Source organism: Celerinatantimonas yamalensis, from assembly GCF_046054155.1.
Taxonomy (GTDB): Bacteria; Pseudomonadota; Gammaproteobacteria; order Enterobacterales; family Celerinatantimonadaceae; genus Celerinatantimonas; species Celerinatantimonas yamalensis.
The window spans coordinates 235011-253521 of record NZ_JBEQCT010000002.1 but is presented as its reverse complement, the minus strand read 5'-3'; the positions used below and the strand labels follow the sequence as shown (position 1 = coordinate 253521).

Annotated in this window: 16 protein-coding genes and 2 tRNA genes; 7 read left to right on the top strand and 11 right to left on the bottom strand. The window is 45.2% G+C overall.

Going from position 1 to position 18511, the window contains the following annotated elements; translation table 11 throughout:
- The first annotated feature begins 236 nt into the window (after nucleotides 1–236).
- From ABUE30_RS05670 to ABUE30_RS05660, 3 genes are all read left to right on the top strand, one after another.
- The gene (locus tag ABUE30_RS05670) at nucleotides 237–542 is read left to right on the top strand and encodes a hypothetical protein (protein ID WP_408622742.1); all 306 of its coding nucleotides are present in this window, start codon (nucleotides 237–239) and stop codon (nucleotides 540–542) included.
- Between the two features lie 283 nt (nucleotides 543–825).
- Nucleotides 826–901, top strand: a tRNA-Phe gene (locus ABUE30_RS05665).
- Nucleotides 902–908: 7 nt separating this feature from the next.
- A tRNA-Asn gene (locus ABUE30_RS05660) sits at nucleotides 909–984 on the top strand.
- A 659-nt stretch (nucleotides 985–1643) separates the two neighbouring features.
- Here ABUE30_RS05660 and lldD read toward each other — a convergent pair.
- A complete protein-coding gene (lldD, locus tag ABUE30_RS05655) occupies nucleotides 1644–2792 on the bottom strand; it encodes an FMN-dependent L-lactate dehydrogenase LldD (protein ID WP_408622741.1) in 1149 nt (382 codons plus the stop codon).
- A 134-nt stretch (nucleotides 2793–2926) separates the two neighbouring features.
- On the opposite strand from lldD, the gene ABUE30_RS05650 reads away from it, so the two are divergent.
- Entirely contained in the window at nucleotides 2927–3811 is an 885-nt protein-coding gene (locus ABUE30_RS05650; RefSeq protein ID WP_408622740.1) for a LysR family transcriptional regulator, read from the top strand.
- A 67-nt stretch (nucleotides 3812–3878) separates the two neighbouring features.
- Here the strand turns inward: ABUE30_RS05650 and ABUE30_RS05645 are convergent, their stop codons facing one another.
- Nucleotides 3879–4700: a transporter substrate-binding domain-containing protein gene (locus tag ABUE30_RS05645; RefSeq protein WP_408622739.1), complete on the bottom strand. Its 822-nt coding sequence runs from the start codon at nucleotides 4698–4700 to the stop codon at nucleotides 3879–3881.
- Between the two features lie 299 nt (nucleotides 4701–4999).
- On the opposite strand from ABUE30_RS05645, the gene ABUE30_RS05640 reads away from it, so the two are divergent.
- Complete coding sequence (locus tag ABUE30_RS05640) at nucleotides 5000–6448, top strand: ATP-binding cassette domain-containing protein (RefSeq protein WP_408622738.1); 1449 nt, start codon at nucleotides 5000–5002, stop codon at nucleotides 6446–6448.
- Nucleotides 6449–6513: 65 nt separating this feature from the next.
- Here the strand turns inward: ABUE30_RS05640 and ABUE30_RS05635 are convergent, their stop codons facing one another.
- Genes ABUE30_RS05635 through ABUE30_RS05610 form a run of 6 tightly spaced genes read right to left on the bottom strand, consistent with a single transcriptional unit; the run spans nucleotide 6514 to nucleotide 11701 of the window.
- A complete protein-coding gene (locus tag ABUE30_RS05635; RefSeq protein ID WP_408622737.1) occupies nucleotides 6514–7197 on the bottom strand; it encodes an HAD family hydrolase in 684 nt (227 codons plus the stop codon).
- Nucleotides 7198–7253: 56 nt separating this feature from the next.
- Nucleotides 7254–8273: an ABC transporter ATP-binding protein gene (locus ABUE30_RS05630; protein ID WP_408622736.1), complete on the bottom strand. Its 1020-nt coding sequence runs from the start codon at nucleotides 8271–8273 to the stop codon at nucleotides 7254–7256.
- Nucleotides 8274–8282: 9 nt separating this feature from the next.
- Nucleotides 8283–9062 carry an ABC transporter permease gene (locus ABUE30_RS05625; RefSeq protein ID WP_408622735.1) on the bottom strand — a complete coding sequence of 260 codons (780 nt, stop codon included), beginning with the start codon at nucleotides 9060–9062 and terminating at the stop codon, nucleotides 8283–8285.
- Nucleotides 9052–9885 (bottom strand): ABC transporter permease, encoded by an 834-nt coding sequence (locus ABUE30_RS05620; RefSeq protein WP_408622734.1) that lies wholly within the window; start codon nucleotides 9883–9885, stop codon nucleotides 9052–9054. The genes ABUE30_RS05625 and ABUE30_RS05620 overlap by 11 nt, the downstream gene beginning before the upstream one ends.
- A complete protein-coding gene (locus ABUE30_RS05615) occupies nucleotides 9882–10697 on the bottom strand; it encodes an alkaline phosphatase family protein (protein WP_408622733.1) in 816 nt (271 codons plus the stop codon). Before ABUE30_RS05615 ends, ABUE30_RS05620 begins: the two co-directional genes overlap by 4 nt.
- An 8-nt stretch (nucleotides 10698–10705) precedes the next feature.
- Nucleotides 10706–11701, bottom strand: a complete 996-nt coding sequence (locus ABUE30_RS05610) for an ABC transporter substrate-binding protein (RefSeq protein ID WP_408623187.1) — start codon at nucleotides 11699–11701, stop codon at nucleotides 10706–10708.
- A gap of 270 nt (nucleotides 11702–11971) precedes the next feature.
- Here ABUE30_RS05610 and ABUE30_RS05605 point away from each other — a divergent pair, with 270 nt between their 5' ends.
- The gene (locus ABUE30_RS05605) at nucleotides 11972–12709 is read left to right on the top strand and encodes a UTRA domain-containing protein (protein WP_408622732.1); all 738 of its coding nucleotides are present in this window, start codon (nucleotides 11972–11974) and stop codon (nucleotides 12707–12709) included.
- 138 nt (nucleotides 12710–12847) lie between these two features.
- On the opposite strand, the gene ABUE30_RS05600 is transcribed toward ABUE30_RS05605, so the two are convergent.
- Genes ABUE30_RS05600 through ABUE30_RS05590 form a run of 3 tightly spaced genes read right to left on the bottom strand, consistent with a single transcriptional unit; the run spans nucleotide 12848 to nucleotide 17681 of the window.
- On the bottom strand, nucleotides 12848–13837 hold the full coding sequence (locus ABUE30_RS05600) for a DUF4340 domain-containing protein (RefSeq protein WP_408622731.1): 990 nt from the start codon (nucleotides 13835–13837) through the stop codon (nucleotides 12848–12850).
- 9 nt (nucleotides 13838–13846) lie between these two features.
- Nucleotides 13847–16726, bottom strand: coding sequence for a Gldg family protein (locus ABUE30_RS05595; RefSeq protein WP_408622730.1), 2880 nt, complete (start codon nucleotides 16724–16726; stop codon nucleotides 13847–13849).
- Nucleotides 16716–17681: an ABC transporter ATP-binding protein gene (locus ABUE30_RS05590; protein WP_408622729.1), complete on the bottom strand. Its 966-nt coding sequence runs from the start codon at nucleotides 17679–17681 to the stop codon at nucleotides 16716–16718. The genes ABUE30_RS05595 and ABUE30_RS05590 overlap by 11 nt, the downstream gene beginning before the upstream one ends.
- A 293-nt stretch (nucleotides 17682–17974) precedes the next feature.
- Between ABUE30_RS05590 and ABUE30_RS05585 the strand changes: the two genes are divergently transcribed.
- The gene (locus ABUE30_RS05585) at nucleotides 17975–18463 is read left to right on the top strand and encodes a GNAT family N-acetyltransferase (RefSeq protein ID WP_408622728.1); all 489 of its coding nucleotides are present in this window, start codon (nucleotides 17975–17977) and stop codon (nucleotides 18461–18463) included.
- Nucleotides 18464–18511 lie beyond the last annotated feature (48 nt).

The window sequence follows — 18511 nt, the reverse complement described above, 5'->3', positions numbered from 1 at the left end:
TAATGTGGTAAGGGGAATATCCGCATATTATGTTTGCGCTGCTTATCTTCGCCATTTCTCTTTCCACCATTGTTCCGAAATGGGTCAGTAATGACAGGCAGTTGGCGCCTTTATTTTTGGCAGAACTGACCGAAAGGTTATTGCATTGATCATCACGACTTAGTGTCAACTTTGTTGGCTTAAATGGTCAACTTGTTAATGCTCAGTAAACCATCCCAATAGCATTAAGGAATGTTATGAAGCAATTAAGAATATATACACTTAAAAATAAAAGCGCTGCCTTAGAGTATTTTCAGCATTATTGGATGAAGCACTTGGCCAGCCTGCCAAAGTTTGGCATTGCAGTAAACGACGTGTATCTAGGGGCTGATGAGAATGCAAATAAGGTGATGGCAATCGTGAGTTATCCATCAGGCAGCGATCCTAAAACATTAGATAAAGAATATATGCAATGTACTGATTTTAAAAATGATATGGCAGGTTTCGACCTCTCTAATATAGTTAATGTGGAAGAAATTTGGATGAGTGAGCGCCTTTTCTAAGCGTTAATGGTTTAAATCAACAGGTTTAATATGGACTATTCCCGGCATCCGCTGCGCTGCTGCCGGGTTACGTGAGACTATGGGTTAAACGTAAAAATAAATAAACGGCCGTAGGTATGGTTTAAACCGCAATATCCACTGTAAACTAGATGTATTGCCATCAGGAAAATTTGACTATTTTAGATGATAAAAACACCGTTTTGCTGGCAAAATGTGCTGTTAAACATTTTTTGAAAAAAATTACTTGATTTCATTGTCCTGAAAACGTTTAATAGCCGCCGTTGCCCAGATAGCTCAGTCGGTAGAGCAGAGGATTGAAAATCCTCGTGTCGGTGGTTCGATTCCGCCTCTGGGCACCAAAATAATTCCTCCTTAGCTCAGTTGGTAGAGCGACGGACTGTTAATCCGCAGGTCGCTGGTTCGAGCCCAGCAGGAGGAGCCAAATTCAAAAAGCCCGCTTTTATAGCGGGCTTTTGTTTCTTTGTAACCTATTGAGTAATACCAATTCAATATGTTAGCGTGAAGTACCTTCCCAAGGTATGCTTGATTTGCTTTTTGTAACTAGGGAACATTGATGCTTCAGAGTGAAAATCTCAGCTAAACACGGCCTAATGAATCTCCCATCAAGCGCCACTTCTTTTCTTTGTTATTCATTTAAAACCGAAACGTATCAACCTGTTTTGCACCTGCTCGCTAAATATTAAATTACATTTCGCATTGCCCTAGGCAAGGTGGAAAGTTCACGCTTTTCTCAATTACCTCATTACTTGTATCGTCAGGGATCGGGTTGATGCTGACAACATTTGGCGCTATGGTGATTTTGGATTCTCCTTAAAGCCGATGTTTATCCCTTTGCGTGTCTGATTTCTCTTTTTCCAATAGTAAAGACGCATCGCTATCCCCGCATTTTATGATGCCATCAAATATTGGAACTGAGTGGAATGTTAGCCTAGCAGCCGTTTTAAGTTCTATCGGGGAAATAGCCAGTGATCGCCTATACAAGACACTGCTTTGTTAGTGTGCGAAGCATGGATGAGGCCACAGCCAAAGGTCGCACTGTCGCTGGCAGTGACTGACCATTGGGTGTTTTTTCACGTTGAGTTAGTTAGCTAATCCATTGTTAACTAAAATAGATCGATCTATTTGTTGAATTGATTTCATACCCGTCAATGTCATGGCAACGCGCATTTCTTTTGAGAATATATCGAGCATATTTTCTACACCACTCTGTCCTTGTGCAGCCAACGCATAAACGGCTGACCGTCCTAACAACACGCTTTTGGCACCCAGAGCGAGCATTCGCACGACATCAAGGCCGGAGCGGATACCTGAATCAACTAGTACGGTAAGGTCATCCCCAACGGCATCGACAATCGAGGGTAAAGCCAGCGCAGTTGATGGCACACCGTCGAGTTGACGTCCACCGTGGTTAGAAACGATGATGCCGTCGGCACCAAAAGTAACAGCGTCTTTGGCATCTTCAGGGTCAAGTATCCCTTTGATGATCATATTTCCTTGCCAAAATTCGCGGATCCACTCCAAATCTTTCCAACTAATCGAGGGATCGAAATTGTCGCCTAACCATCCGACATAGTCCTCTAGAGAGGTTGCTTTACCAAGGTATTTAGAAACATTACCGAGATCGTGTGGGCGGCCGAAGAGACCGACATTAAATGCCCAGCGAGGTTTCGTTATAGCCTGTAAATAACGACGTGAAGCGGCGAATGGGCCTGACATGCCAGAATGCGCATCTCGATAGCGTGCTCCTGGCGTTGGCATATCAACCGTAAACACTAAGTTTTTAACGCCCGCTGCCTGAGCCCTCTCTAGCACATTTTTCATAAACGCCCGGTCTTTCAAAACATAGAGTTGGAACCAAATAGGCTGCGAACTTTGTGAAGCAACCTCTTCAATAGAACAAACTGAAACTGTAGAAAGACATAAAGGAATATGCTTATTGGCTGCAGCTTTGGCTGCTTGCACTTCGCCCCTACGAGCGTACATTCCGGTTAAGCCTACTGGGCTTAGAATAATTGGCATCGCTTGTTTTTGACCAAAAAGCTCAGTTTCTAGACTCAATGAATCCATATTTTTAAGAACTCTCTGTCGCAGGCTGATATTCGCCAAATCAGACATGTTTTTCTGTAAGGTATGCTCCGCATAAGCACCACCATCGATATAATCGAATAAAAATCGCGGTAATCGACGGCGCGCCGCCTCACGATAATCATTTGCCGATGAAATTATCATTTATTTTCCCTTATATTGCTTATGCGAATGGAACAGAAACCTAAGATGTTCTGCCGATGCATCAATAGTAGAAACTTTTATTGAGTCAGAAAAGAGAATAATATTTATAACTATAATTCCAAATTGGAATAGCGATGAATATCAAAAATTTAAAAGCATTTGTGGCGGTAGTGCAGCATAAAGGATTTACGCAAGCCGCCGCATTGCTCTATCTTTCTCAATCGGCAGTGAGTAAAGCGGTTAAGTCACTGGAAGATGAATTAAAGGTAGTGCTTATAAACAGAAAAACATCGGGGATAACGCTGACCTTTATCGGCGAGATAGTTTACCAAAGAGCAATAACCTTGCTGCTGGAGGTGGAAAATTTATCGGCAGAAATTAATGAATTTAAAGGTATGATTCGGGGCGTCTTGAGAATTGGTCTTCCTCCGGTGGCCAGTGGTGCGCTTTTTGCCTCAATGTTCACCAGCTTTTGCAGCATGTATCCCAACATCGAAATAGAATTAATTGAACGCGGTGGCAGCGAACTTTTGAACTTACTAAAAAAAGGAGAAATAGAAATTGCGGCTACCTTACGATGTGAAAACGATGAATTAGATTTTTTGGGCATGAGATGTGAGCCTTTATGGCTCATTTTGGATAAAGCCAATCCGCTTATCAACAATGAGAATATCAATTTAAGCCAACTTAAAGGGCTGCCATTTATTCTTTTTGAAAAAGGTTTTTCTCTTAACCGCATCATCATCAATGCTTGTGAAAAACGAGGTTTTTATCCTAAAATCTCTGCTAGGAGCGCGCAGATAGATTTCATTGTCGATCTTGTTGCTGCAAAATTAGGCATTGCATTTCTTCCTGATGTTCTCGCTCAGCAATATGCCCATAAAGATATTTTTATCAATAGATTAGATGAGAATGACCTCCAATGGGATATAGGGCTTGCATGGAAAAAAAAGGTTGAGCTTTCACCTGCCGCTAAAGCTTGGATCCAACTAGCGAAGATTTATCGACAGGTAAATTGAGCAAGTCAGTGTAGTTCAAGTTGTTACTGACGTTGTTGAGTTTGTTGACTTGACCATATTTTGGAGATTAGTGAACCTGACTCATCCATGTATAAGATTTAAACCATTTGTTGTAGATTTTTTGATATGTGCCATCGCCTTGGATCTGTTTTATATAGTTGTTCAGTAAATTTAGAAAGTTAAAATCATCTGGACGAATCGCCCATCCAAGTGGTTCAAAGGTGAAGGTTTTGTCTAAATGCACGAGCTGACCTTTGTGCTCAGCGATATAGATGGCATTGTATGGCATATCGTAAACAAAAGCGTCCGCTTTACCATTGGCTACCTGCAGTACGGCATCTGCAGAGGTATCAAATAGATCAATATGAGCATTGTATAAATACTTTTTCGCCGCTTGGGCACCCGTTGTTCCCATCTGGGTCGCGATGGTGTATCTGGCTTTATTCAGATCCCGATAACTGTGAATTTTGTTTTTGAGCTTGGGTGATATCAGTACGGTTTGCCCAACTTGCATATATTTATCAGCAAACATGACGCTCAAGTTTCGCTTAGCCGTGATGGTCATGCCAGCAATAAAATCACATCTTCCGGTTTTAAGGGCTGGCACAATGCCGTCCCAGGCGGTGTTTACCGGAACAAATTTAACCCCAAGAGAGTGTGCTAAATGTTTGGCGATATCGATATCAAATCCAATGTAACGGCCGCTTTTACTGGTCATCTCAAAGGGGATATAGCCTGATTCAAAGCAAAGTCGCAGTTGTCCCGATTGAATAATGTGTTCGACAGTGTCATTGGCTGCAAATGCGCGACTACTGAGTGCCACAACGCCAAGTAATGTGCTCGCGGTAAGTAGTTGTCCCAATTTTCTTTTATGATCAAACGATACCATGTTCTATTTTTCCTCTTTTCGCTACGTCCTTAAAGTGATTGTATCATCTAGCTGAATTTGCAGGCCAAAGAAGTTGAGCTCTAGCGATTATCAATACTGCGAGCAACGCACTGTCCCTTATGGCAATACTGCGCGGTGAGTCGTTAGTCGTTTCAGGTTAAAGTGAGTTTATTGGTAAATGTAAGTTAATAACGTCAATGAGAGAAAACCGAGGTGAGCTGCTACGGCGTAATCTGCCAGTAGAATTTAGCTTGAACTTTCCGTTATGATGGTTTGAAGATGTACAGGAAGGTTGATAGATGATTGAGTTTAAACAAGTTGAAATAAAAAAAGGGCAGCAGCACTGTCATATTCAAGATTGGGTATTAGCGACCCACCAGCATGTTTGTGTGATTGCTGGTGATAATTCCCCGTCATTGATAGCCGATTGGCTATGCGATGAAGCCGCGCTTATTCAGGGCGAAATATCCGGTTTACCGGCAACTATTGGCGTGGTGTCACTGGGAATTCAACAGCAGTTATATGCGGCACAAAAAGCGGCCGATGAGACCGATCTGACCAATGAAGTCGACCCAGGCAGTACCGTTTATGAGCTATTGCGCGAGATAAATAATGATGCAGCTCAAATTGAGCAAGCGATCGATGACTGCGGTTTAAGTAAACTGCGCGATCGTGGGTTTTTTCTGCTATCAACAGGGGAGACTCGTCGTCTAATGTTGGCTCGGGCCATTTTATCGTGCCCGCAGCTATTGGTTCTTGATGAGCCTTATGCTGGATTAGACAAAGTCTATCAGCGTCAGCTCAGTGAATTATTAGTCCGTCTTAGCCAAGACTATCAACTGGTAATGATCACCAGCCGTGAGCAAGAGATCCCAACTTGCTTTACGCATATTGCTTTGTTTGATGAGCAGCACCTACACAGTAGCTTTGCTCGTGAGCAGTGGATTAATCACCCATTGCGCCAACAATGGCAAGCGTTAGCGGGCGAAGTTTCTCAGCAAGTGGCTAATGTGTTACAACAAGCTCGCTGCGAGCAGGATAACTATGATCCATTGTTTGCCATTTACAACGGCCGTGTGGCTTATCATGATGGTGTGGTCTTTGAACATTTAAATTGGCAGATTAGTGCTGGCGAGCATTGGCAGGTGCGTGGCCCGAATGGATGTGGAAAAAGTACCCTACTTAATTTGATTTTTGGCGACCATCCGCAGTGTTACAGCAATCAGATTGACATCTTTGGTCATCGCCGCGGAAGCGGCGAAAGTATTTGGCAGATCAAACAACGAATTGGGATGGTTTCATCGGCATTGCATCTGCAATATCGCGTCAATGTGAAAGCCGTGGATGTGATCATTTCGGGATTTTACGACTCGATTGGTCTCTATCAGCAGCCAACGGTATCTGAACAAGAACAAGCGCGCCAGTGGCTCAAATTGTTGCATATGGAAGCCGTGGCCGATAGCGGTTTTCGCTCATTAAGTTATGGTCAGCAGCGATTATTATTAATTGCGCGAGCGCTGATCAAGCAACCCTTAATACTGCTGCTTGACGAACCTTGTCAGGGGTTGGACTATCTGAACCGCAAGATTGTCCTACAAGCATTGTCACTGGTGGCAAGTCTTAGCATTACCCAGATGGTGTATGTTTCTCATCATGACGATGAAGCGATTGATGGCATTACTCATTTTATTGACTTTATTCCGGCAGAAAATGGTGAAGGCTATCGCCCGCAGTTGATTCATCCGTAAGGACAAAAAAGCATCCGATAAGGCGGATGCTTTTTATTGATCGTACCAAAGCGCTGATGATGGCGTTATTGCTTGCTATCCGTGACTGTTTGCCATTCTAAAATTGGCCAATTGCGTCGATTGGCAATCTCTCGCAATGCCTCACAGGGATTGACCACGTAGGGTTCATCGACTTGTTCCAGCAGGGGTAGATCATTAATTGAATCAGTATAAAATCGCAGTTCATCGGGTTGCCATGATTGCGTGGTCAGCCATTGCTGCAAACGAATGACTTTACCTTCACGAAATGATGGTGTACCAATAATCTGTGGGGTATAGACCCCTTGTTGACGGGCGACATTGATCGCAAGTACATCCGTAATCCCAAATAGTTTGGCGACAGGGCGTACAATGAAATCAACGGTGGCAGAAATCATCAGTAGATGGTGATGGTTTTCAACCAAATCTTCCACGAGTTGTTTGGCTTGTGGATAAAGACGTTCGATCACTTGTTCATCGATAAATTTCTGGACGAGTGCATCGACTTGCTCGGCTGAGTAATCAGCGATCGGCGATAAGCTAAATTGTAAAAATTCAGCAATATTCATCTTTCCAGAGCGATATAGCGCATCAAATTCACGGTCTTTGGTTAAAAACTCATCAGGATTAGTCACGATTTTTTGTTGCACCAAAAACCGATGCCATAATGCCATGGTATCGCCATTGAGTAGGGTGTCATCTAAATCAAAAATTGTCAGAGTATTAGGCATAATTAATCATTTCTACATTATAGACAGAGAGTTTGTATCATTATTCGTCAAGAAGATCACCCTTTTAGATAACGAATAGCTGATTTATCAATAAGCAAGGTCAATGGTTGCCCCGCTGGCACTAAGCGATCGGCACTGCGATTAAGTCGGTCGACCGTTAATTCAATACCCGCGATAGCGACTTGATAACGGATGATTGTTCCAAGTAGCTGATGACTAACCACTATAGCCTGCTGTTGTGCTGAAAAATGTTCAGGATAATTGCGACCCGCTTCAAATACATAAATAGACTCAGGACGAATCGCGGCCGACTCGCGCGATTGGATACTTAATAGTTGCTCTAATTGTAGTGGCGTTAACAAATTATATTGCCCCATAAAGCTTGCCGCAAAGTGGTTCGCGGGGTTGGTATAGAGCTGTTCGGGGACGTCACACTGAATGATTTGTCCCTCATTCATTAAGGCGATGCGATCTGACATGGTCAGCGCTTCTTCTTGATCGTGCGTCACAAAAATGGTGGTCAGTGACAATTCGCGCTGAATAGCGCGGATCTGCTCGCGCAAGTGTTTGCGGATCCGTGCATCTAATGCTGACAGCGGCTCATCTAATAGTAAGACTTTGGGCTGCACCACTAAGCTTCGCGCTAATGCCACGCGCTGACATTGGCCGCCAGATAACTCAGCTGGATAACGATGGCCATAGTCTTCAAGTTCCACCAACTCTAATATTTGTTGCACGCGTTGATGAATTTGAAAGTGAGCTAATTTTTGTAACTTCAAACCAAAGGCAACGTTTTCGGTGACCGTTAGGTTTGGAAATAACGCATAGCTTTGAAAAACCATACCGATACCGCGTTTTTGCACGGCGCGCTGAGTGATATCTTCCCCTGCAAGATGGATCTGCCCCCCATCCACGGTGGTTAGTCCGGCTAAGCAGCGCAATAAGGTCGATTTACCACAACCTGATGGGCCCAAAAGTGTCAGAAACTCGCCTGCAGCGACCGTTAAATTGATGTCGGTGAAGACCGTTTTATCCGCAAAGCGTTTTTCCAGATGAGTGATAGCGACTGAATGCATGACAATATCCTAACGATTAAAACGAGTTGCGGTTAATGTGAGCAACAAAATGATAGAGAAATATGAGATCACCAGTGCTGAGGTGAAGTGACCACTGGTTTGGCGCATATTGTATAGATAGACTTGCAAGGTCTCATAACCGGTCCCCACTAACATATTGGCGAAGACAAACTCGCCAAATAGGAATGAAAAAGACAAAAATAATGATGCTAACAGCCCCTTGCGAATGTTGGGCAATACAACTTGGATGAATGCTTGGATACTATTGGCACCCAACAAGTGGGCGGCATCCATTAAGTCCGGTAAATTCAGTGCTTGCAGGCTATTGTTCACAGCACGATAGATAAAGGGCAGCGTAATCGCAAAATAACAACCGACCAGAATCCAGGGTGTGCCCGTGAGTGGGAAAGGCCCATCTGCATAAAGCTGCAATAATCCGACCGATGAAACCACTGGTGGAATAGCAAAGGGCATCAATGCAAGAATATTGAGTGAAGTATCAAGTTTCGGGTAGTAGTAAAACACCACAAAGACACATGGTACGATCAGTAATGCGCTCAATACCAGTGTGCCGATGGAGATAACTAATGAGTGGTACAACGCAGTTAAAAAGCGCGGATCACTCCATAGTTGTTCATACCACTTAAAGGTGAAATCTGAGGGCAGAATCGTCGCTCCCCAGTTATTACATAATGAATAGGCTAATGTGGCGAGCAATGGGATAAACAGTAGAAGGTACAAAAAACCTGTCACACTGTAGTGGTAGCTCATATGACGCTTAGCTGACATGATAACTCCTTTGGATCAGCTTCTGATTAATCAGCGTAATGCCTACCAGAATCGCCATTAGAATGACTGAAATAGCGGCAGCTAAATGGGGTTCTAAGAAAATATCGCCGGAAACTAAACTCGCGATACGAATGGTGACTAAATTGTAGTTGCCGGAGGTGAGTGCATAGACCGTTGCATAGGTGCCCAGGGCGTTGGCGATTAAAATAATCAATGTACCAAGCAGTGCGGGGGTAAGTACGGGTAGGCCAATGCGGCGCCAATAATGACAACGTCCGGCCCCGAGTAAACTTGCTGACTCTTCCCAATCTGTTTTAAGCCCGTCAAATGCCGGATAGAGCAGCAACATCGCCAGCGGGATCTGAAAATAACTATAGATGAGTGTCAGCCCCGTGGTGTTATATAAATTGAAGCTATCTAACCATCCTAGATGGCGAAGCATCAGCGTAATGGTGCCGTTAAAACCTAAAATGATGATAAAGGCAAATGCTAATGGTACCCCGACAAAATTGCTCGTGACATTGGTAAATGCGAGCATTGCATTGCGTAACCTGCCGGGAATATGACGCAGCGATGCGCATCCTAATGTAGCCATGAGCAGCCCAATCAAACTTGAGCAAATAGAGATAATTAAACTGTGCTCGAAAGCTTGACGATAAAAGGGGGACGCGACGATTTGTTGGTAATTTGCAAGCGAGAACTGCCCATCGCCACTGAGCGCACTATTAATGAGTACCCACACTAATGGGGCGAGCTCAAATCCACCAATTAAAATCAGGAAAGGGATTAAGACGAGCATCGGGCGCCAGTTGAATCGGCTCATGAGCTCTCCTTGAGCAGTGCTTGGCAGCGTGCTTTGGCATGCTCTAACTGCAATAGGTCAGCCACAATGCCACAGAGCTGTCGTTGTAGTGGTTTAGCACTGCTGTCGTGGCTAAAGGCATCGCCGATGACAAATAACGGCACTTGGCGCTCTTCAGGTAAAATACCGCAATGGTTAAAATCATTGTTCATCCCATGATCGGCGGTGACAATAATCTGATAGCCAGCGGCTATCCAAGCGGGCAGCCAGTCAGAGAGGATCCGGTCGGTTTGGCGCGCTTGATTACGATACTGGGGCGAGTCCAAACTATATTTATGCCCAGCATCATCAATATTCATGGGGTGGATCAGCAACAGATCTGGATCGTATTGGCGGCGCAGGTATTCCGCGTCTAAAAACAGATGATCATCGGGATAGTGATCTTGATGATAAAATAGTCCGTATTGAATCGGTAAGTCAGGCGCGACGGTAAAACGATCTCGACAGGCTTGGTAGGGTGAGCGATTATAGAGTTCGCTGATCCAATGATAGGCCGCAGCGGCGGTGGTTTTACCGGCCTCTTTGGCTAAATCAAACAGACTGACTTGATTGCTGAGCCTGGTGATTGCATTGTTGACAATACCGCTTTCAATCGGGGTCGCCCCAGTGAGTAAGCATTCGTACAGTGGGCGAGAAATCGCTGGAAGTTCACACTCAAGGCAATAATAGCTGGCTTGTTGGGCTTCGGTTAAAGCAAGTAGGTAGCCCATATGTTGATGGGCTACCGAATGACTTAAACCGTCCAGCACTATATAGATAACGCGTCTGGACATGTTGGACCTCATTGCTGATAAATCATTACTTGGCTTTGCCATTCTTGTGGTAGTAGGCGCGCTGTTTTTTGCCAGATTTTGAAATCTTTAATGGGCTGCGCATGTTTATATTCAGAGTTTGGCAACAGTTTTGCTTGCACATCGGCTGGCAGTTTAATATCGGTGCGGATAGGGCGTGCGTAGCCGCGGGCTAAATTAATCTGACCAGCATTACTGAATATATACTCACGTGCCAATTTTGCGGCCCATGGATGCGGCGCGTATTTGTTGATAACCGAGACATACCCAGAGGTGATTGAGCCATCGGATGGAATGACTACGGTGAATTTGTTGTGGTCGATCTGATCGCGATAGTTCAATGCGTTAAAGTCCCACATAATGCCTACTTCAACTTCGCCTTTTTCGATATTGGCAATGCTTGGATCGGTCAGTGACAAACGACCTTGTTTGGCAAGTTTTGCAAAGAATTTTAATGCAGGTTGAATATTTTTTTCGCTACCGCCATTGGCAATCGCAGCGGCTAATACGGCATTGTTTGCTTGCGCCGCTGAGCCGACATCACCCACTGTGACGCGGTATTTGCCTTTGAGTAGATCTTGCCAGCTATGCGGTGGGTTTTTCACTAAGTGATTATTGATGATAAATGCAATCGTCCCGGTATATCCCATGGCCCAGTAACCATCGGGGTCTTTAGCCCAGTTAGGAATGTCGTTCCAAGTGGTTGGTTTGTAAGGTTGTAAGATGCCTTTGGCTTTTGCTATGCGGGCAAACCCAAACCCAATATCACCAATATCCGCAGAGGCATGGTTTTTTTCTGAAGCAAATGTAGCGATCTCTTGTGCGGAGCTCATATCGGTATCGCGATGATTAATGCCATATTTAGTTTTAAGATCATGCCAAGTTTCTTTCCAGTTGGCCCAACTATCTGGCATCCCAACACTGACGACTTGACCCTCTTGTTGTGCCTTTTTAACTAATGCTGCCGGGGCTTGTGCAACCGCCATCTGGCTGACTGCAACTATCACCGTGCTTGCTGCAAGAATCCACTTTTTCATCAACATGCTCTCCTGGACTATATCAGATTGAATTGCTCTTAATGTAATCGGGTGTTATGACATTATTGATGCAGTAATGTGACATATTTATGATGGTCTTGGTTGTATAGTGTTCAACTTGGTATGTTTCATACAAAACTGTCATATAAATTTAGTAGTATGTAAGTATGTACACTATTTTAATGACAGATTATTTTGGTCTAGACCAGATGGAGTGATATGCAAGATAACGCCTCGCGCATGCGAATGATTCGAGACCAACTGAGAGAACAGCTTTTTCAAGGAGGATTACAACCGGGTGAAAAACTCCCCGCAGAGCGCCAATTAAGTGAGCTTTTTAATGTGTCGCGAATGACGGTTAAGGATGCGCTAGCCGCATTAGAGGCAGAAGGTCTGATCTTTTGTGAAGACCGCCGCGGCTGGTTTGTGGCCTATCCTCGGCTCATTTATAATCCCTTAAGCCGCATGCATTTTCATCGTTTAGTGAGCGAGCAAAAACGAAAAGCCAGTACGCAAGTCTTGAAGGTTGCCAGTGAATTGGCTTCACCGGAATTAATGGCGGTGATGGCGCTTAGAGAACTCACTCAAATCTATCGCGTGCAGCGGTGTCGATATCTTGATTCGCGTCCAGTTTTGTTGGTCGAAAATTATCTAAATAGCCATTATTTTCCCGGGATATTAGATGACGATCTAAGCCAGTCATTAACCGAACTTTATGCCACACGCTATGGCTATCAAAACAGGCGTTCTCGCTTTGATGTGCAGCCATGCGCTGCACCAGAACATGTTGCGCGAGCATTGCATCTGGCCAGCGGACAGATGGTGCTCAAAATTATCCGTGTCAATTATAATCAGGCCGATCAATTGATTGACTGTGAATGGGAATATTGGCGTCACGACGCCGTGTGTGTGCGCATCGACAGCTTAGATCACGGCATGTCATCTCGCACGCTTTAACCGATGCTCGAGAATGCATTGAATTGATCTGTGAGTTGAAAAGAGGTGGTTTATCGTTGCGTGCACTCTATTGAAATGGTCGATAAAAGCACCGCCGAAATGGCAGTGCTTTTTTATGAGCGCTAACACGTAGGTTGACTACTTGGCGTGATGCGCGGGTAGCTCAGATTCACTTGAGCGCGTTGGCGTGGGCTTAACTGTTTGCGTTGAATGATTGACCGATTTTGATGCGGTTTGTTTCACTTTATCGAGTAGATAGAGCTCATTAACTTTAGCAAGTTGCTGATATTGCCCCTGATTGATAGCAAATCGCACGTTATAGTCACTGCGTTCAACTTGATAGCGGTTGTCTTTGTGCCAGAACTGATAACGATAGTGATGTTGGCCACTTTGCACGTGCAAGCTAAACTGTGGTTTGCCCAATAGCGGCGTGACAGCCACGTGTTCAATGTTTAAGTTGGCCAACGATTCGCTCAGCAAGGTCGCCTTATTCTGGCTCAGTACCCGTTGTTTACTGTGTGCTTTGCCTTGCCATTGCCAAATTTGTTGGTTCTTTTTAATGTCAAAGTTGTTTCCGCTAATTTGCTGATTGGGTGTCGCCAGTAGCATTTTATCCAACCAGCTAGCAGAGTTAGCCATTAATGGGCCGGTGAGTAGATTGAGTTGATAGATCGCTCGTTGGCCTTTTTTTCGCACACTGACTTGATGAAATGTCGGTGAGTCACCGATATAAAAATTAGCCAGAGTGTGTTTTGCCGAATGCATCGATACATGTGTCTTAAAGTCTTTTGGGGCCACTTTAAAGCGTTGCTGCGCACTCTTGCTATCGGCAATTGGCCAATTGACTCTAGCGGTTGTTAATTGGCTCAGTAATTGTTCGACCCGTGCGCTGTCGGCAGGGAGTTGATCAAGGCCCGGTAGTACCCAGTGCTGATGGACCTTTCGCAATAACACCTTGTTGTCATGGCTACTAATGGCGATATGATCGATCTGACTAGGCTCAAAACTAAATAATGTTTTGGCCACTTGCTGGCTCGCCTGAACGTGTTCATGGTAAAACACTCCCGCACTCAGGGCGATTTGAGCGGCAAATAAACCGCTTAATCCTAACGTGAGTTTTTTAAACATAGCTCACCCTTATTCATTGATTAATTGGTTGTAACGACGGTTTTTAGCACGCCGCATGAAACGTCGAATGAGTGCAATGACAACTAATATGACAATGACCGCTGCGTAGTTGAGGTATTCCCAGAACAGTTGCACCTGATGACTCATTGGCATTAATGTTCTGTTGAAATGACTGCGTGCATGAATGCCCAATAAGGCCGTGTCTGCAAGGGCATAATGGGCTGCGTTATCCACTAACTTGAGTGTATTAAGATATTGGCTTTGCTGAACACTGGCACTTAACTGCAATACGCTGTCACGCAGCATCGAAGGCGAGCTAAATAAAATAACTCGCGCCGAAGTGGGTGAGTGAGTTAACACTGAGTTAATCTGTGCTGTTTGTTTGGCCGCGGCCGTTTTCGCCGATTTCGAGTGGGTCTTCGTCGCGTTCGACTGCGTGACCAATGGTGAAGTCTGATTAGCAAAATATGAGCTGAAACGACCTTGCGCCATCACGCCTACGAGTTGTCGTCCGGTTTTGCCTTGCGGCGTAAATGGCGCCATCTGGTTGCCGTGAAACGTAGGCATCACATCGGTATTTGCTGAGAGCCAACTATTCGTTGAGCTATGCAGTAGTGGGGTGATATGAACGCCGCTGTGTTTATCGACCACAATCGGAGAGGCCCAAGGCACGGTTGCTTGCCCTAAGTTATCCGTTATTGGCGTATGGGCATTTAACCCGCGAGAGCGAATATCTGCAAAGTAAGGGTAGTCGATCATCTCATATTGGCGAATAGACATACCAGCAATGGTGCGAGTAATCGGGATGGGCAGTGCGGTATTTTGTGGGTCCATTACCAGTTTTGACTGCACATTCAGCCCCAAATGCTGCAACCATTTAAGAAATAGTCCGCGATGCTGCTGGAGTGTGATGCCATCTTGAGTGAAGTGCAGTTGATAAGGTGAAGCAGCAGCAATAACTGTGCCTCCCTGCATCAAATATTGATCCACGGCAAACAGCTGCTTACGATTGAGCTGATGGGGTGCCATTAATACCAGCAGATCAGCGTCTGCACTGACGTGGCCATCGTTAAGCGTTTCGGTGCGAACATCAAAGTTCCGGCTCAAATAGTGGATGAGCTGTCGATAGTGGGGCCCTTGTGCATAAGGGGACGGGGCGTTGGGCGTGACCAAAGCGATGGTTTTGGTAAAGCCTTTGGCAAAATGCTTAATAGCGGCCTTAAGATGGCGTTTAAAATCGCTCCCTTGTAGATTGCCCAGCGGGATCTGTATCTGTTGCTGGGCATTGCCAAGCGTCATATAAAAATAGAATCGTTGCTGGCTTAACAAATTGGTGGTCATCGGCTTAAAGCCAAATTTTTGTGCGATCTGGTGAGCTAATTTAGGTTGCGCGGAGGGGTCGTTAAATTGCACAGATAGGCGACCATGAGCTTGTTTTTGCATCGTGTGTAAAACGCGATGGATCACTTGTTGGTAGTGCTGTAATGGTTTGGGGAGCTCTGATTTTGCCGAGAGATAACCGGTGAAGGTCAGTGGCTCAGTGATGGTGTTAAACAGATTACCGGAGGATTGATATTCTTTGATCACATGAGCTATAGCGGCGGTAATGTCATATTCTGGATTGCGTAATTGGACATCTAGCTGATTGTTTTGATCTCGTTTGGCGCTGATAAGGTTTCTAAAGTTAAGAACTTTGTATTGACCACCGTATGAGATCACCACATCAAAATAAGAGCTTACCACTGATGACTGATAGCGGTTATCCACCTGGAATGGAACAGGGCGGATCCCATATTGGCTGATCGCCTGCTTTTGCGCAGCGCTATTGGTGGTTGGATCGGCAAATTGCACCCTTACTTTGCCATGACCATGCACGCCATATTCGCGGATCAAGTTTTTTAACTGAGGCACTAATGGCGCTAACAACGGGTGCGTTTTGTGGCTAAAGTAGCCTTGAATGAGTAAGGGTTCTTGTAAATGCGCTAAGATCTGCCGAGTCGGCTGGGAGAGTGTGTAGATCTTGCCCTTGGTGGTATCGATGCGCAAATTGGTTAATTGACTGAGCCACACATTGGCGAGCAAAGCGTTGCCAATGACTAACAACATAGCCCAATGGATCCAGCGATGGCGAGTACTGTTGACGTTTTTAGCCCAGCGTTCTCGCTCTAGCATATAGCCGTTAAGGCATAAAAAAACAATAATAAGGCTCAGATAATAGTAGAGATCGCGAAGGTCTAATACCCCGCGGGTGATTGATGAGAATCGTGATGAAGTGCCCAATAGCCGCATGAATGTGGCTTGCTGCGTGCTGAGCAGATCGGTAATAATTGGGCTACCGAGTAAAAAGAAGAAGCCACATAGCGCACATGAGCAGATCAAACTAACGATCTGATTGTCACAGCGTGATGAAACAAATAGACCAATGGCTAAGTAGCAGCCACCTAACAAAATTGTTGCCAGATAAGCCGACCAGACAGGCCCCCAATCTAATTGTCCCAAAAGCGATACCGTGCACGGCAGCGGCAGCGTGATCACCAAGGCAATGATCAACAAACTTAAGCAGCCGATGAATTTCCCGATGACAAAATACCTTAACGGTACTGGGCGGGTTAGCAGGTACTCCAAGGTTCCGGAGCGACGCTCTTCGCTCCACATCCGCATACTTAAGGTGCTGCATAAGAAGATCAACAGCACCGGCATCCACTGAAATAATGGCTGAACATCTGCAATATTACGCGCAAAAAAAGCATCGCCCCAAAAGAAGATGAACAACGTGATGGCGGCAAATGCAGCTAAAAACAGGTAAGCAATGGGAGAGGCAAAGAATAGTTTGATCTCTTTGCCAGCAATTTGCCTGATTGACAAGGTGGCAGGTAACTTATTCTGCATGCTCATCGCCCTCTAGTGATTGTTGGTGTTGCAGGGGTTGCTGGTTGACTTGACGAAATAATGTTTCCAGATCGGTGATCGTGGGTTGCAGTGCGTATAAATCGCCAATTTGTGTTACGTGGTGGGCGAGTTGAGAGCTAATCTCTTGCCAAGAAACATCGTTGTTGAGCTCTATATGGTAACGATGATGAATCGGCACCTCGACTTGGCTGATATGGGCAATGCCGGCAATCGAGTTAACGGCTGCGCGCAGCGCCTCAAGTGGCAGTGAGGTTTCCAACTCCAAGCGATGGCTTTGTTTGAGATCGGCTAATTTGGCATCCATTGCGACCTCGCCGGCACGGATAATTAACACGCGGTCACAGATCGCTTCCACTTCTTGCATGATGTGGGTTGATAGGATCACAGTGGCTTGTTTGGCGACCTCCAAAATGAGTTGGCGCATCTGCGCGGTTTGGGTCGGATCAAGTCCGTTAGTTGGTTCATCAAGAATCAAAAATCGAGGTTGCCCCAATAATGCTTGGGCGACGCCAACCCGTTGTTTGTAGCCTCGAGAGAGAGTTCCAATGGGCGCTAATAACTTATCACTGAGATCGGTTGCTTTGATGACTCGGCGCAGCTCATCAAGCTGTTGGCTGGATGGAATAGCTTTGAGAGTGGCGGCATAATCGAGATAGTCGATGACCTGCATTTCTGGATAAATAGGTAAATTTTCAGGTAGATAGCCTATCATTTGCTGCGCTATTTTAGGCTGTTGGTTGACCGAAATTCCATTGAGCTGGACTTGGCCATGATGTGGCTCCAAGTAGCCACTGAGCATTTTTAAAATGGTTGTTTTCCCGGCGCCATTATGGCCGAGCAGGCCGACAATTTCGCCCTGTTCTATGGTAAAGCTGGCATCCTTGACCGCGGTGAATCGTCCATATTTGCGCATCAACTTGCTTACTTCAAGCATGTTGAATCCTCCTGTTGCGTTTGGGTGATTCCGAGGTGTTTATCAGACAGTTATGTTGAACATGGATTAGCCTAAATGAAGCATCAATATCTCCTCAATTGATTGATACAAAACCCTCTGCATCAGATAAAACACAGTGAGTGATAAGTTATAAACTCTTGCAAAAACTGGCAATTGTCGCCAGAAAATTTACGTAAATTTATATTGCCTTTTGTAACTAAAGATGCGAAAAACATAACTATTCATGACCAATATATGTGACCACAAGCTGCTATCAACTGCGGCGCAACATCATGTTTGATTCATTACGCCCTGCGACCCTTGACGATTTAGCTCAGATTTTATTGATTGAACAGCGCTGCTTTTCAATCGGTCGAATTGGTCGTCGCCAAATGCGTTATCTGTTATGCCATGCCAAAGCGCAAATATGGGTGGCGCTGCAGTTTGGTAACGTGGTGGGCTATACGATCTATTTAACTCCCAAGGCGCCGCGCCGTGCCCGTATCTATGCACTTGCTGTCGCGCCAGAGTATCAGCGCCAAGGCATTGCTCGGGCATTACTGCAAAAAGTTCAGCAGCTCGCTGAGAAAATGGGTTATAAGGCGCTTGCCTTGGAAGTGCGCTGCAGTGCTCGCAGTGCCCAGTTGCTCTATCATCAGTTGGGCTTTAGCTGGACGCATCTGTTGTATGATTATTATGCTGATGGCGAAGATGGCTGGAAGATGCTTTGCCCTTTACCATGCCCAGAATGGGTGACTGATTTGACGGTCTCCGCGGCGTAATGAGGCGTAGTGAATGGGGGAGCGGACAGGGGCTTAAAAGACACATTA

What these genes read in the sequence shown, in the direction of transcription:
- ABUE30_RS05610 (WP_408623187.1), bottom strand. Translation starts at nt 11,701, where the DNA reads ATGGCGGTTGCACAAGCCCCGGCAGCATTAGTTAAAAAGGCACAACAA.
- ABUE30_RS05615 (WP_408622733.1), bottom strand. Translation starts at nt 10,697, where the DNA reads ATGTCCAGACGCGTTATCTATATAGTGCTGGACGGTTTAAGTCATTCG.
- ABUE30_RS05645 (WP_408622739.1), bottom strand. Translation starts at nt 4,700, where the DNA reads ATGGTATCGTTTGATCATAAAAGAAAATTGGGACAACTACTTACCGCG.
- ABUE30_RS05590 (WP_408622729.1), bottom strand. Translation starts at nt 17,681, where the DNA reads ATGCTTGAAGTAAGCAAGTTGATGCGCAAATATGGACGATTCACCGCG.
- ABUE30_RS05670 (WP_408622742.1), top strand. Translation starts at nt 237, where the DNA reads ATGAAGCAATTAAGAATATATACACTTAAAAATAAAAGCGCTGCCTTA.
- ABUE30_RS05630 (WP_408622736.1), bottom strand. Translation starts at nt 8,273, where the DNA reads ATGCATTCAGTCGCTATCACTCATCTGGAAAAACGCTTTGCGGATAAA.
- ABUE30_RS05635 (WP_408622737.1), bottom strand. Translation starts at nt 7,197, where the DNA reads ATGCCTAATACTCTGACAATTTTTGATTTAGATGACACCCTACTCAAT.
- lldD (WP_408622741.1), bottom strand. Translation starts at nt 2,792, where the DNA reads ATGATAATTTCATCGGCAAATGATTATCGTGAGGCGGCGCGCCGTCGA.
- ABUE30_RS05600 (WP_408622731.1), bottom strand. Translation starts at nt 13,837, where the DNA reads ATGTTTAAAAAACTCACGTTAGGATTAAGCGGTTTATTTGCCGCTCAA.
- ABUE30_RS05620 (WP_408622734.1), bottom strand. Translation starts at nt 9,885, where the DNA reads ATGAGCCGATTCAACTGGCGCCCGATGCTCGTCTTAATCCCTTTCCTG.
- ABUE30_RS05605 (WP_408622732.1), top strand. Translation starts at nt 11,972, where the DNA reads ATGCAAGATAACGCCTCGCGCATGCGAATGATTCGAGACCAACTGAGA.
- ABUE30_RS05625 (WP_408622735.1), bottom strand. Translation starts at nt 9,062, where the DNA reads ATGTCAGCTAAGCGTCATATGAGCTACCACTACAGTGTGACAGGTTTT.
- ABUE30_RS05595 (WP_408622730.1), bottom strand. Translation starts at nt 16,726, where the DNA reads ATGCAGAATAAGTTACCTGCCACCTTGTCAATCAGGCAAATTGCTGGC.
- ABUE30_RS05640 (WP_408622738.1), top strand. Translation starts at nt 5,000, where the DNA reads ATGATTGAGTTTAAACAAGTTGAAATAAAAAAAGGGCAGCAGCACTGT.
- ABUE30_RS05585 (WP_408622728.1), top strand. Translation starts at nt 17,975, where the DNA reads ATGTTTGATTCATTACGCCCTGCGACCCTTGACGATTTAGCTCAGATT.
- ABUE30_RS05650 (WP_408622740.1), top strand. Translation starts at nt 2,927, where the DNA reads ATGAATATCAAAAATTTAAAAGCATTTGTGGCGGTAGTGCAGCATAAA.